The 12,609-nt window shown below is 63.7% G+C and carries 12 protein-coding genes; 11 read left to right on the top strand and 1 reads right to left on the bottom strand.

Going from position 1 to position 12,609, the window contains the following annotated elements:
* Nucleotides 1-36: 36 nt before the first annotated feature.
* The 11 genes from PDMSB3_RS30740 to PDMSB3_RS30690 all read left to right on the top strand — a co-directional run bounded on the left by PDMSB3_RS30740 (nucleotide 37) and on the right by PDMSB3_RS30690 (nucleotide 11,014).
* A complete protein-coding gene (locus PDMSB3_RS30740; protein ID WP_165188702.1) occupies nucleotides 37-1,836 on the top strand; it encodes a type II and III secretion system protein family protein in 1,800 nt (599 codons plus the stop codon).
* Nucleotides 1,837-1,859: 23 nt separating this feature from the next.
* On the top strand, nucleotides 1,860-2,153 hold the full coding sequence (locus PDMSB3_RS30735; protein ID WP_007177820.1) for a hypothetical protein: 294 nt from the start codon (nucleotides 1,860-1,862) through the stop codon (nucleotides 2,151-2,153).
* Between the two features lie 46 nt (nucleotides 2,154-2,199).
* Nucleotides 2,200-3,402 carry an AAA family ATPase gene (locus PDMSB3_RS30730; protein ID WP_007177819.1) on the top strand — a complete coding sequence of 401 codons (1,203 nt, stop codon included), beginning with the start codon at nucleotides 2,200-2,202 and terminating at the stop codon, nucleotides 3,400-3,402.
* Between the two features lie 65 nt (nucleotides 3,403-3,467).
* Entirely contained in the window at nucleotides 3,468-4,847 is a 1,380-nt protein-coding gene (locus tag PDMSB3_RS30725) for a CpaF family protein (protein WP_165188700.1), read from the top strand.
* A gap of 27 nt (nucleotides 4,848-4,874) precedes the next feature.
* Nucleotides 4,875-5,852, top strand: coding sequence for a type II secretion system F family protein (locus PDMSB3_RS30720; protein ID WP_007177817.1), 978 nt, complete (start codon nucleotides 4,875-4,877; stop codon nucleotides 5,850-5,852).
* A 42-nt stretch (nucleotides 5,853-5,894) separates the two neighbouring features.
* Nucleotides 5,895-6,854: a type II secretion system F family protein gene (locus PDMSB3_RS30715; RefSeq protein ID WP_165188698.1), complete on the top strand. Its 960-nt coding sequence runs from the start codon at nucleotides 5,895-5,897 to the stop codon at nucleotides 6,852-6,854.
* A gap of 26 nt (nucleotides 6,855-6,880) precedes the next feature.
* Entirely contained in the window at nucleotides 6,881-7,747 is an 867-nt protein-coding gene (locus PDMSB3_RS30710) for a sterol desaturase family protein (protein WP_165188696.1), read from the top strand.
* A complete protein-coding gene (locus PDMSB3_RS30705; protein WP_007177814.1) occupies nucleotides 7,744-8,274 on the top strand; it encodes a TadE/TadG family type IV pilus assembly protein in 531 nt (176 codons plus the stop codon). The genes PDMSB3_RS30710 and PDMSB3_RS30705 overlap by 4 nt, the downstream gene beginning before the upstream one ends.
* Nucleotide 8,275: 1 nt before the next feature.
* Entirely contained in the window at nucleotides 8,276-8,905 is a 630-nt protein-coding gene (locus PDMSB3_RS30700) for a TadE family protein (RefSeq protein WP_007177813.1), read from the top strand.
* Nucleotides 8,906-8,952: 47 nt separating this feature from the next.
* Nucleotides 8,953-10,293: a vWA domain-containing protein gene (locus PDMSB3_RS30695; protein ID WP_007177812.1), complete on the top strand. Its 1,341-nt coding sequence runs from the start codon at nucleotides 8,953-8,955 to the stop codon at nucleotides 10,291-10,293.
* Between the two features lie 7 nt (nucleotides 10,294-10,300).
* Complete coding sequence (locus PDMSB3_RS30690) at nucleotides 10,301-11,014, top strand: methyltransferase family protein (RefSeq protein WP_165188694.1); 714 nt, start codon at nucleotides 10,301-10,303, stop codon at nucleotides 11,012-11,014.
* On the opposite strand, the gene PDMSB3_RS30685 is transcribed toward PDMSB3_RS30690, so the two are convergent.
* A complete protein-coding gene (locus PDMSB3_RS30685; protein WP_007177810.1) occupies nucleotides 11,011-12,537 on the bottom strand; it encodes a PepSY-associated TM helix domain-containing protein in 1,527 nt (508 codons plus the stop codon). The two genes, PDMSB3_RS30690 and PDMSB3_RS30685, sit on opposite strands and share 4 nt — an antisense overlap.
* Between the last annotated feature and the right edge of the window lie 72 nt (nucleotides 12,538-12,609).

Here is a 12,609-nt window from a genome sequence, read left to right as displayed (position 1 = left end):
CACGTAAAAAAATGCGGCATATAACGGGGGTAGGACATGAACGCCAGAACCACTCAGCGCGCTAGCGCGCCGCAGCACCCGCTCGGCCCACGCAAAGCGGATTCGCACTCGCCGCGCGGCCGCACCCGGATCGCCGAAGCTTGCGCCGGTGTGCTGCTCGGCCTGTACCTGACCATGCTGCCGGTGGCGCAAGCAGCCGGCCAGAATGCGGCAGCGGCGGGCATGGCAAACGCGCCCGGACTGCCGGACATGCCGCTCACGGTGGCGTCGAACGGTTCCGTGCATCTGACCATCGCCGCGAGCGGCATGGGTCCGGGTGCTTATTCCGGCGGCGCGCAGCAAGGCGGCCGCGGACCGAATTGCACCGGCCCGGTTGCCGAACATAGCTCGGTGACGATCCCGGTCGGCAAATCCGCGATGGTCGATGTGCGCGAACCGGTGAAGAGCCGCACCGTCGGCAATCCGTCGATCGTGCAGGCCATGCTCGTGTCGCCGCAAACACTTTATCTGCTCGGCTCCGACGTCGGCACCACCAACATGATCGTGCAGGGGCGCAGCGGCTCCTGCACGATCATCGACGTGAGTGTCGGCGCGGACCCGGGCGGTCTGCAACAAACCCTCGCCGCGCTGATGCCCGAGGAAACCGGTATTCAGGTGAAGGCGGCCGCCGACACCCTGGTGCTCACCGGCACGGTCTCCGACGCGGTCAAGGCCGACCGCGTGCTCGAACTGGCGCGCGCCTTCGTGGCCCGTCCGACCACTGCGTTGCAAGGCGGCGCGCCGATGGGCAGCGGCCCGTTGCCGGTCGGCGCCGCACCGCGCGCGATGGGCATGCCGGCGCCTTCGCTCGGCGGCGCGGGCGGCGAACGCATCATCAACATGATGCATGTGGCCGCGCCGCAGCAGGTCATGCTCGAAGTGAAGGTCGCCGAAGTCTCGAAGACGCTGATCGACCAGCTCGGCGTGGCGGCCAACATCAACGGTGGCATTGGCAGCTGGAGCTTCGGCTTGCTGGCCGATTACCTGTCGGGCGGACTCAGCGCGCTGACCGCATCGAAAGCGAACAATTCGCCGCTCAAGGCCGCTATCGACGCGCAGAAAACCGATCAACTCGTGAAGATCCTCGCCGAGCCGAATCTGATGGCGATCAGCGGCCAGGAAGCGAGTTTCCTCGCAGGCGGCAAGGTCTATATTCCGGTGCCGCAAAGCAACGGCTCGGGCGGCACCACCATCGTGCTGCAGGAGGAGCAGTACGGTGTCGGTCTGACCTTCACACCGACCGTGTTCGAAGGTGGCCGCATCAACCTGAAGGTGTCGCCGGAAGTGTCCGAACTGTCGTCCACTGGCGTAGTGGTCAGCGCCGGCAACTCGAACACCACGTCGATCCTGCCGTTGATCACGACGCGGCGCGCCTCCACCACGCTGCAGGTGTTCGACGGTCAGAGCTTCGCGATCGGCGGCCTCCTGAAGAGCAACGTGACCGGTTCGATCAAGGGCTTGCCCGGCGCCGCGGAATTGCCGGTGCTCGGCGCGCTGTTCCGCAGCACGAGCTACGAGCAGGACAAGACCGAACTGGTGTTCGTCGTGACGCCGCGTCTGGCCAAGCCGCTGCCGCAGCACTATCCGCTGCCTACCGATAACTTCGGCGACGCCAGCGAAGCGAACGTCTACCTGACCGGCCACATGGAAGGCACGAAGCGCGCCGCTCCTGCTGCGGGGGCTTCGGCACCGGCACCGGTCCCCGCACCCGCACCCGCACCCGCACCGAGCGCGGCCGCGTCCGTGGCGGTGCTCCCGGCCGCGCCGGAAACCAGCGACTCACACGCCTCGCAGTAATGCGCGGCCTACCGGAGATCGACATGACAACCACCAGAACACTGATCCGCACGGCGCTGTGCGCCGGCCTGAGCGCCGCGCTCGCCGGTTGCCTGAGCTCAACGCCGCACTGGGACGCGACCTTCGGCGACTCGGTCAACCAGATCAAGGAAATGCAGACGCTCAACCCGCAAGCCTCGGCCAATACCGATCCGGTCGCGGGTATCGACGGCAAGGCGGCAGCGGCGGCACAGAAGAGCTACACGAAGTCGTTCACGGCGCCGCCCGCGCCGACCAATAACTTCACGATCGGCATCGGCTCATCGAGCGGGTACTGATGCAGTCCAACCAGGCGGCTCCGATCGGAGCCAGCGGAGATTGACCATGATCGACACTCTTCTGATTTCGTCCAGCAGCGAGCGTGCGCCGCTGATCGCGGCGCGTCTCGAAGCGAGCGGCATTGCGTTTCGTCTGCGTACGCTGCACGGTACGGCGAAGCAGTTGCGCGTGCACGCCTCGGCGATCAAGGGCGCCGATCTGCTGATCGTCGACGACGCCGAGTTGACGCCGCGCGATCTGAGCGGCGTCGAGGAACTGCTGTCCCATCTGCCGAATCTTCATTGCATGCTGGTGACGCCCACGCCGTCGACCACGCTGTTGATGGCGGCAATGCGCGTCGGCGTACGGCACGTGCTGTCCTGGCCGCTCGACGACGGCGAGATCGCCGACGCGCTCGCCCACGTCTCGGCGAAGAAACACGCAGGCGTGCGCCGCGACGGCCGCGTGGTGTCGTTCACTTCCTGCAAGGGCGGCAGCGGCACCACATTGATCGCCGTCAATCTTGCTTACGCACTCGCCGCGTTGCGCGACAAGCGCGTACTGCTGATCGACCTGAACCAGCAATTCGCCGACGCGAGTCTGCTGGTCGCCGACAAAGCGCCGCCTGCCACGCTCGCGGATCTGTGCTCGCAGATCGACCGCCTCGACGCCGCGTTCTTCGAAGCCTGCGTGATGCACGTGCACGCGAATCTCGACGTATTGGCCGGCGCGGGCGATCCGGTCAAGTCCGGCGAACTGCGCGCCGCGCATCTCGAACGGATTCTCACGCTGGTTCGCGAGCAATACGACGCGGTGCTGATCGATGTCGGCCAGAACATCAATCCGCTCGCGATCCACGCGCTCGACCACAGCGACTCGATCTGCATGGTGGTGCGGCAGAACATTCTGTACCTGCATGCGGGCCGCCGCATGCTCGACATTTTCAGGGAGCTCGGCTATCCGGCGAGCAAGGTGAAGGTGATCGTCAACCAGTACGACAAGAACGCGCGCATCGACCTGGCGACGCTGGAAGAAACGTTCGGCGCGAAGGTCGCGCATCATCTGCCGCGCGACGAAAAGCAGGCGACCGAAGCGTTGAATCACGGCGTGCCGCTCGTGAACGGCGCGAAGGGTGGCGCGCTCGCGCAGGGCATTTCGCAACTGGCCGCGCTGTTGTGGCCATTGCCCGTGGTGGCGCGCAAAAGCGTGCTTGGGCGTCTCTTTCCCGGCCGGCCGAATTCGCCGCCGCAACTGAAGCCCGGACACTGAAGTCTGGAAGCCTCGCCTGAATCCGTTCAAGCGCGGCTGCCATCGAAAAGAATGCGGAGAGCACCATGTCATTGCGCGAACAGTTGATGATCCAGAGCGGCACCCTGCCGTTCGACAGCACCAGTCCCGCGGCAGCCGCCGGCGCGGCCGCCGAAAGCCTCGCGGCGCGGCGCGCGTATCAGCAGCTCAAGATGAACATTCATCAGGCGATCATCGACCGGGTGGAGCTCGACAAGCTGCAACGCCTGTCTCCTGAGCAGATCAGGCGTGAACTCGCGCAACTGGTGGAGCGGATCGTCGACGAAGACAAGATTCCGATGAATGAACTCGAGCGCCGGCGTCTTGCCCAGGACGTGCACGACGAAATGGTCGGTCTCGGTCCGCTCGAACCCTTGCTCAACGATCCGACCATCTCCGACATTCTGGTGAACACGTCGCAACACGTCTACGTGGAACGGTGCGGCCGTCTCGAACATACCGACGTGACTTTCTACGACGACGCGCATCTCATGAAGATCATCGAGCGCATTGTCTCGCGCGTGGGTCGCCGCATCGACGAATCCACGCCGATGGTCGATGCGCGCCTGCCCGACGGCTCGCGCGTCAACGCGATTATTCCGCCGTCCGCGATCGACGGACCGCTGGTGTCGATTCGCCGCTTCGCGGTGAATCCGCTCACCGTCACCGACATGGTGAACAACCAGAGCTTCACGCCCGCGATGGCGCAACTGCTCGAAGCGCTGATCAAGGCGAAGCTGAACGTGCTGATTTCGGGTGGCACGGGCAGCGGCAAGACCACGCTGCTCAATCTGCTGTCCGGCTTCATTCCCGAGGACGAGCGAGTCGTGACGATCGAAGACGCGGCCGAATTGCAGATGCGCCAGCAGCATGTGCTGCGGCTCGAAACCCGGCCGCCGAATATCGAAGGTAAGGGTGAAATCTCGCAGCGCTCGCTGGTGCGCAATGCGCTGCGGATGCGCCCGGACCGCATCGTGCTTGGCGAAGTGCGTGGCGCCGAAGCGCTCGACATGCTACACGCCATGAACACCGGCCACGAGGGCTCGATGGCGACGCTGCACGCGAACACGCCGCGCGACGCGCTCACCCGCCTGGAGAACATGGTCGGCATGGCGGGGCTGACGATGCCGATCAAGGCGATCCGTCAGCAGATCGCCTCGGCGATCACGGTGGTGGTGCAGGCTTCGCGCCTGACCGACGGACGCCGCAAGCTGATGAGCATTCAGGAAGTCACCGGCATGGAAGGCGACATCATCAACATGCAGGAGATTTTCACGTTCAAGCGTACCGGTGTCGATGAAAACGGCCTGATTAAAGGCTATTTCTGCGCGAGCGGCGTGCGGCCGAAATTCTGCGACCGGCTGGCGGGCTTCGGCATCGTGTTGCCGGACCAGATGTTCGATCCGGCACGGCGTTTCGAAGTATGAGCGCGCAACGAGCTTGAGGAGAGGCACATGAACACGTCGTTTATCGGCTTTGCGGTGCTGGCGTTTCTCGCGGTCGTGCTGTCCATCGAGGGCGTTTATCTGTTCTGGACCAGCCATCATAGCAAGGGCGTGAAGCGCATGGACGAGCGTATTCGCGCGCTTTCCGCTGGCGGCAACGTGAGCAGCGAGCAGCTCTCGATTCTCAAGCGGCGCATGCTGAGCGACTCGCCGTTCGTCACCAGCCTGCTGCTGCGCATGCCGCGCGTGCACGCGCTCGACCGGCAGTTGCAGCAATCCGGGCTGAAGTGGTCGGTCGCGCGCTTTATCGCTTATACGTTGTTGAGCGCGCTCACAGGCGCGTTTGCCGGTTTCGTGCTGCACGTGCCCGCGCCGGTGCTGGGCGTGTTCGCCGCGGTGGCCGGCCTGTTGCCGACCATGATTGTGCGCCGCAAGCGCGTGAGGCGCATATTGCAACTCGAACGCCAATTGCCCGATGCGGCCGATCTGATCGCCCGTGCGCTGCGCGCCGGGCACTCGTTTCCGGCCACGCTCGGCATGGTCGGCCAGGAGCTGCCCGATCCGCTCGGCGGCGAATTCGCGCTGGTGTTCGACGAGATCAACTACGGCGTTTCGATGAACGACGCGCTCCTGAACATGGTGAGCCGCGTGCCGGTCGAGGATCTGCGCTACTTCGTGATCGCCGTGCTGATCCAGCGCGAGGCGGGCGGCAATCTGGCGGAGATTCTCGGGTCTATCAGCGGCATCATCCGCGAGCGGCTCAAGCTGCTCGGCAAGGTGCGTGTGCTGTCGGCGGAAGGACGCCTGTCGGCCTGGGTGCTCGCCGTGTTGCCGTTCGCGATTCTCGGGCTGCTGACGGTGCTCAATCCCGGCTATATCAGCGTGTTCTGGAAAGACCCGGCCGGCGTGCAGCTCGCCGGCGTGGCGATCACCATGATGCTGTTCGGCATCTTGTGGATGCGCAAGATCGTGCGCATCCATATCTAGACCAGCGGTTCGATACGAGGAGCGCGGGCCTGCCCGCAGACCATGAAAATAGAACAGATCGCGATGCTGGGGGTGATGTTCCTGATCGTGTTCGGCGCGGCGCTCAAGGCGATGACGCTGCTGCTGCGGCCCGATCCGGTACAACGGCGCATCGAGGAACTCGCGCAGCCGGGCGTCGCCAGTGAAGCCGATGCCGGCGCCGAGAAGAACTGGGTCGAGACGGTGACGAAGGTGTCCGAACGGGTAGCCAGACTGTCGCTGCCGAAAGAGGACTGGGACAAGTCTGCACTGCGTCTGCGCTTTGCGAATGCGGGCATCCGCACGCCGTCCGCGCCGGCGATCTATTTTGCTGCGAAGACGGTGCTGGCGCTCTCGCTGCCGGCGGTGGCGCTGATTTTCTTCGGCAACGCCTTCGAAGCCGATCAGCGTATCTATCTGCTGCTGACGGTGCTGGCCGCGTCGGCGCTCGGCTTCTATCTGCCGAATCTCGTGATGACGCGCCTCGTTGAAAGCCGTCAGCGCAAGCTCTTCGAAGATCTGCCCGATGCGCTCGATCTGATGACCGTGTGCGTGGAAGCAGGCCTCGGCCTCGACGCGGCGATGATGCGCGTCACCCAGGAAATCGGCGTGAAGAGCCACGCGCTGAAAGACGAATTCGACATGGTGTTGCTGGAATTGCGCGCCGGCTCGGGACGCGACAAGGCGTTGCGCAACCTGTCGCTGCGCACCGGCGTGGAAGACATCGACACACTCGCCGCCATGCTGATCCAGGCGGACCGCTTCGGCACCAGCGTCGGCGATTCGCTGCGTGTGTATACCGACAACCTGCGCACCAAACGCCGCTTGCGCGCGGAAGAACTGGCTGCCAAGATCGCCTTGAAGCTCCTGTTTCCGCTGATGTTTTTTATTTTTCCGACGCTGCTGGCCGTGCTGGTCGGTCCGTCGGCGATCCAGATCGTGCGCCAGCTGTTCCCGGCCATCAACACGATGGCGGGTGGTTGAGCGCCGCGCATTCACTGGGGAACCCCATGTTCGCATCCAGCCCGCTTCCCGATCTGCTGAACCACTCAAGCTTGTGGCTGCGCGCGTACGCGCTCGCTCTCGTGATGATGGCCGTGGGCGCGGCGCTGGAGCGGCGCTGGCCCGCCGCGCGGCTGCAATCGCGCGCCGCGCAGCGCTTCAACGTGGCCTATGCCGGCATCTATCTGGCGATGGTGGAAGCAATGAAGCCGTTGACGGCGGCAGCGAGCATTGCGATCGTGAATGCGTTGGGTGGCGGCATGGTGGTGCTCAATTCGCACGGGTGGGGCGCGTTGGCTTCGTTCGCGATCGTGCTGTTGACCATCGATGTGCTCGAATACGCGTTTCACCGTTTGCAGCACACGTGGCCGGTGCTGTGGAAGCTGCATTCGCTGCACCATAGCGCCGTCGAGTTCAATGTCACGGTCACGTGGCGGCACCACTGGGTGGAATTCTTCATCAGGGGCTGTTTGCTCTATCCGCTCGTCGGCGTGCTGTTCAAGGTCGAGCCGTGGATTGTCGGTTCGACCTCGATCGTGTTCATGGTCGGCAATTATTTTGCGCATCTGAATCTGCGCGTGGACCTGGGCCGCTACATCACGTGGGTCAACAATCCGCAGTATCACCGCCTGCATCATTCGAGCCGCAGCGAGCATTTCGACCTTAACTTCACGCAATTGCTGCCGCTGTGGGATCACCTGTTCGACACACAGTGGGTGCCGTCCAGAAAAGAGTGGCCGGCCACCGGTCTCGACGACGGCGCGCAACCTCATTCGCTATTGCAAGCGTTCTGCTGGCCGCTGCGCGTGCACGCCGGACGCGGTGCGGGTTTCGGCGGCAAGGCGGTGCCGGTGCTGGACAAGGAGACGAAATGAAAGCCGCTCGCCGGAAGTCCATTGCTAACGCAGAGGCGCGCGCAAAGAAGCGCGGCCTCACGCGCAGGCAGCGCGGCGTTGCCACGATCGAATTCGCGTTGATCGCACCGCTGCTATTCCTGCTGCTGTGTATCGCGATGGATCTCGGCATTGCGCTGTGGGTCAATCTGACCATGCAATACGCGGTGCGGGAAGGCGCGCGCTACTCGGTAACGGGCCAGGCCAATCTCGATCCGAATGCGACCAACCAGCAGCGTTATCTGGCTGTCGTGCAGGAGATCAGGAATAGTTCGATGGGCCTCTATTCGCTCGTCTCGCCCACCTACGTGATCACCATCAACGGGGCGAGCCAAACCTATAGCACGCAGACGAGTTACAGCACCGGCATGTTCGGCAATCCCGGCGACATTGTGGTGCTGCAGATCAATTGCATCTGGCCGCTTCTCACGCCGCTGGTCAAGCCGTTCTTCGCCAACGGCAAGTTCACCTTCAGCGTCGCGGCGACGATGCGCAACGAGGGGTTCTGACATGCGCACACGTTCCCTGCGAAGCCGCCGCGCGTCCAGAGGCATTGTCAGCGTGGAAATGGCGCTGTTACTGCCGATGCTGGTGGCACTCGCGCTACCGGTATACGACATTGCCCGCAACATCCAGGCGCAGATGATTCTGATCAACGTCAGCCGCGAAGGCGCGAGTCTGTCCTCGCGCGCGTCGCTCACTTATCCGATGCAGACCATCATGTCTTCGCTGACCGCCACTACGCCGCCGTTGAACATGACGGCGCACGGCATGATCTATATCACCGAGATCATGGGCAACAATAACTGCGACAGCAGCGGCAATAACTGTACGGGCGTGGTGGTCGCGCAATACCGCTGGAATGGCGGCAACTACTATCCGGCGAGCCAGTTGTGGAGCTGCGGCAATAGCGGCACGCGCTGGGCGACCGACGGCAGCGGCGGCTGCAGTGGAATTCCGGCAGCGGGGAGCACGTCGCCGGTGGTGAACCTGCTGCAAGGCAAGCTCTCCGACGGTCAGATCGCTTACGTGGTGGAGGCGTTCTATCTGCAAACGCCGCTGATCGGTTCGCTGAATCTAGGCGGTGGCATCAAAACGCCCGCGCTCTCGCCGAATCTCTATGCAATGACGGTGTTCTGACGCACCGAAAAGCCGGGTCAAATAAAAAAACGGGTTCGGGGGAAGCAATGAAAACAACAGTGGCATGCAGAAGACGGCAGAGGGGATCGGTCAGTATCATCGTCGCGGTGTCGCTGATTGCGTTGCTGGGTATTCTCGGTCTTGCGGTGGATTCCGGCCTCGGCTACGTGATCAAGGCACGCCTCGACGCCGCCACCGACGGCGCGGTGATCGCGGCCGGCGAAGCGGTCACGCGCGGCAGCAACCAGACGGAGCAGACCAATAACGCGCAGCAGGCGGCAACGGCTTTTTTTACGGCGAACTATCCGGCGGGTTTTCTGGGTTCGAGCGTGGCAGCGGGCACGCCGTCGATCGTATTCGACGCGGGCACGGTAACGATCGGCATGACCGCACAGGCGAGCGTACCGGTCAGCTTTTCGAAGGTGCTCGGCTTCAAGGTGCTGAACGTGAGCTCGACTTCGCAGGCGATTCGCAAGACTCTGGACATGGCGTTTGTGATCGATACGACGGGTTCGCTGAACACCTCCGGCGTGCCGGCCGCCGTACGCTCGAATGCGGTGGCATTCCTCAATAATTTCGACGTGACCAACGATCGCGTGGCGCTCATGCACTTCGCCTACGGCACCGTGGTCGATGTTCCGTTCAGCGGCAATGCGCGCGGTTTCGATCGCACGACGATGACCGCCGACATCAACAAATACACCTTCAATGGCAGCACCAATTCGGCCGAAGCGATCTGGAACGCGCGCAACCAGTTGAACACGGTGATCTCGCAGCCGTCCAGTTTACGGGTGATCGTGTTTTTCTCGGACGGCGCACCGAACAGCTTCTCCTCTTTCTTCACGACCAATCAGAGCGGCTGCAACAAAAGCGCCGGCACGATTGCGAGCCCGGACAGCACGGGCACGATGTCCGGGCTGTACAACATGAACGCGCTCAACCAGACGCTCGGCTCGCCGTGTTTTCAGAGCAACGTGACCAAGCTCGTGACGGCCATGCCGAAGTGGTACAACGCCCACGACGTCAACGAGAAAACCTTCCCGATCTGGCCCGTGACCGCGCCGCGTGCCGTGCCGAACGGCAACGTCACCTATGTGAACGTCAACCGTGCGTCGCGCAATCTGCTCGAAGCGATGGCATCGGCGGCGCGCGATGAGGGCACCTACGTGTTCACGCTCGGCTATGGACCCGAGCTGGTGCAACCCGCCGGGCCTGACAATGAACTCGGCCAGGACGTACTCAAATGCATGGCCAACACCGCCGACTCGTTATCGCGCTGCTACAACCCGAAACAGCCGGTCGGCGTGTATTGCTACGCTGCAACGCCGGCCGATCTGAAGCCGTGTTTTTCGCAACTGGCTTCGCAAATCCTCCGCATTTCCAAGTGAGCATGCCATGACTCCGACGACATCTCTGCAAGACCTGCCCCTCGCGGTCAGCACGCAAAGCACTTCGGCTACGAGTGCCGTGCCTGCAACTGCAGGCAATGAAGGCGGCGTGCGTCACGCGCTGGTGGAAGTGGCCACGCGCGTGGGCGCCGCGACCATGCTGAGCCTGTTCGCGTGTGCCGCGATTGCGCAGTGGTGGGCGGCGCCGTCGCGGATCACGCTGTTGTTGCTGGTGGTCGCGGCATGTTTCACGGTGGGCTTGTCGCTTTTCACGAGGGTGCCCACCAGGCGCGACTGGCGGCCGTTCGCTTTCATCTGTTCGATGGGCGGCACCTACTACTTTCTGGCCGTGCGTCTCGCGCCCGGCGCGCAACTCGTGCCGGAGACTATCGGCGCCGCGCTGCAACTGCTGGGGATTTTCTGGCAGCTGTTCGCCAAGGCTTCGCTGCGCCGCTCGTTCGGCATCCTGCCGGCCAACCGCGGTGTCGTATCGCGCGGAGCCTATCGCTTCGTGCGCCATCCCATGTACCTCGGCTACTTCGTGACCGACATCGGCTTTCTGCTGGTGAACTTCGGTTTGCAGAATCTGCTGGTATACGGCTGCCAGTTCGCGCTGCAGGTGGGGCGCATCGTGAGCGAGGAGCAGATTCTCTCAGCGGACGAGGGGTATCGGACCTATAAAGACCGCGTACGTTACCGCGTGATTCCGGGCGTGTTCTAGGTCCGCGCGCGTTCCCGGCCGAAGATCGCGCGATCCATGAGCCACACCGCGAGCAGCGTGGCGCCCATCAACGGGAACACGACGCCGAGCAGAACGAGGCCGGTTTTCCAGCCGCGCATGGGCGGCGCGGCCCGTTCGCGCGACGGCGCGCTGAGCGAGCGTTGCGGCCGACGCTTCCACCACATCACGCATCCGGTGACGGCCATTGCCGCCAGCCCCAGAGAAATAGCGGTGCAGAGAAGCTGGTTGGCGAGGCCGAAATAACGGCCCATATGCAGCGACGTGCCATACGACACCGCCTTCGACACCGCGCCGTAGTCGCTATAGCGAATGTCCTTCAGGATCGCGCCGTTGTATTGGTCGATGTACAGCGTGCGTTCGTCTTTCGGGTCGGCCGGAAAGTACGACACGGTGTAGACGCCGGTCATGGAGGTCGGCAGCACGATGTTATAGCCGTCCGTCACACCGAGCGATGCGGCCAGCGCGACCACGCGTCCGAGCGGCAGTGGGTGCGCCGGGCTTGCGCCGGCGGAAGCGGAGTTGGGTACCGGCGTGTTGCCGACCGCCCAGGGCGTGAGCGGCAGAGGCAGGTCGTCCATCACCATGCCGGGCATCGAGTCCATGCCGGCTGCGGCGGTATGGTGGCCGCTGTGCCCGGCATGCTCGTCACGCGCCGCGTTTTGCGCACGCGTGTCGGCTTCGGCGACTTGCATGTCGCCCGTACCAGGCAGGGTCGAACGCAACGCCAGGCCACCCCAGGAACCCGGCGGCGCGCCGAGATTCGCTGCGGTTGCGAGTGCCTTGAACTGCTTGCCCCACGATCCCGTCCAGGGCAGCCCCGTCAACACGAACGCAATTGCGCCGAGCGCGAGCCAGATGCCCATCACAGTGTGGATGTTTTTCCATAGCGTGCGGCCCTTCAGTGTGAAACGCGGCAATAGCGCCCTACGTGCCGTGGTTTTCTCACGCGGCCACCACAGGGCGACGCCGGTGCCGATCATCACAAGCGTCCAGCATGCGGCGAGTTCCATCAGCAGCTCGCCGGGTTTGCCGAGCAACAGCTTGCGATGAAGCATCCGGTCCACCTGCATGAAGCGCCGCTCGACGCTCAGCGTGCCCAGCACTGCACCGGTGTAGGGGTTCACATAGACGCTCTGTTTACTGCCGTCCGCGAGACGGAAGACGAATTCGGCGCTGCGCCGCGGGTCGCTATCGACGACGGCGGTCACCGCGGATGCGCCCCGCGGCATGGCCGAACGCGCTTTGGCGAGCAGCGCTTCTGCGGGCAGCCTGGGCACGGCTTGGGGTGCGACGATCAGACGTTCCGGATAAAGCAGTGGTTCGATCTGCGGCTGGAAGCAATATAGAGTGCCGGTGATCGCCAGCACGACCAGAAACGGCATGACGAAGAGGCCCGCATAAAAATGCCAGCGCCAGAGCGTGCGATAGCCGGGGTGAGCCGCGCTGGTCGCAGGGGGCGCGCGTCGTGCGTCAGCGATAGTGGTGGTAGCGGTGGTGGACATGAAATCCTCCTGGAGCAATAAATGAATCGATCGGTTCTAGCGGTGCCGGTGTGCATGCGGCAAGTCGGGCGC

The organism is Paraburkholderia dioscoreae (assembly GCF_902459535.1).
Classification (GTDB): domain Bacteria; phylum Pseudomonadota; class Gammaproteobacteria; order Burkholderiales; family Burkholderiaceae; genus Paraburkholderia; species Paraburkholderia dioscoreae.
The sequence above is the reverse complement of the archived record's forward strand: the minus strand, read 5'-3'. Positions and strand labels throughout refer to the sequence as shown.

Excerpts from the sequence above, each read along its gene's own strand:
- PDMSB3_RS30695 (WP_007177812.1), top strand. The coding sequence starts at position 8,953 with ATGAAAACAACAGTGGCATGCAGAAGACGGCAGAGGGGATCGGTCAGT.
- PDMSB3_RS30735 (WP_007177820.1), top strand. The coding sequence starts at position 1,860 with ATGACAACCACCAGAACACTGATCCGCACGGCGCTGTGCGCCGGCCTG.
- PDMSB3_RS30685 (WP_007177810.1), bottom strand. The coding sequence starts at position 12,537 with ATGTCCACCACCGCTACCACCACTATCGCTGACGCACGACGCGCGCCC.
- PDMSB3_RS30700 (WP_007177813.1), top strand. The coding sequence starts at position 8,276 with ATGCGCACACGTTCCCTGCGAAGCCGCCGCGCGTCCAGAGGCATTGTC.
- PDMSB3_RS30710 (WP_165188696.1), top strand. The coding sequence starts at position 6,881 with ATGTTCGCATCCAGCCCGCTTCCCGATCTGCTGAACCACTCAAGCTTG.
- PDMSB3_RS30725 (WP_165188700.1), top strand. The coding sequence starts at position 3,468 with ATGTCATTGCGCGAACAGTTGATGATCCAGAGCGGCACCCTGCCGTTC.
- PDMSB3_RS30690 (WP_165188694.1), top strand. The coding sequence starts at position 10,301 with ATGACTCCGACGACATCTCTGCAAGACCTGCCCCTCGCGGTCAGCACG.
- PDMSB3_RS30740 (WP_165188702.1), top strand. The coding sequence starts at position 37 with ATGAACGCCAGAACCACTCAGCGCGCTAGCGCGCCGCAGCACCCGCTC.
- PDMSB3_RS30720 (WP_007177817.1), top strand. The coding sequence starts at position 4,875 with ATGAACACGTCGTTTATCGGCTTTGCGGTGCTGGCGTTTCTCGCGGTC.
- PDMSB3_RS30715 (WP_165188698.1), top strand. The coding sequence starts at position 5,895 with ATGAAAATAGAACAGATCGCGATGCTGGGGGTGATGTTCCTGATCGTG.
- PDMSB3_RS30705 (WP_007177814.1), top strand. The coding sequence starts at position 7,744 with ATGAAAGCCGCTCGCCGGAAGTCCATTGCTAACGCAGAGGCGCGCGCA.
- PDMSB3_RS30730 (WP_007177819.1), top strand. The coding sequence starts at position 2,200 with ATGATCGACACTCTTCTGATTTCGTCCAGCAGCGAGCGTGCGCCGCTG.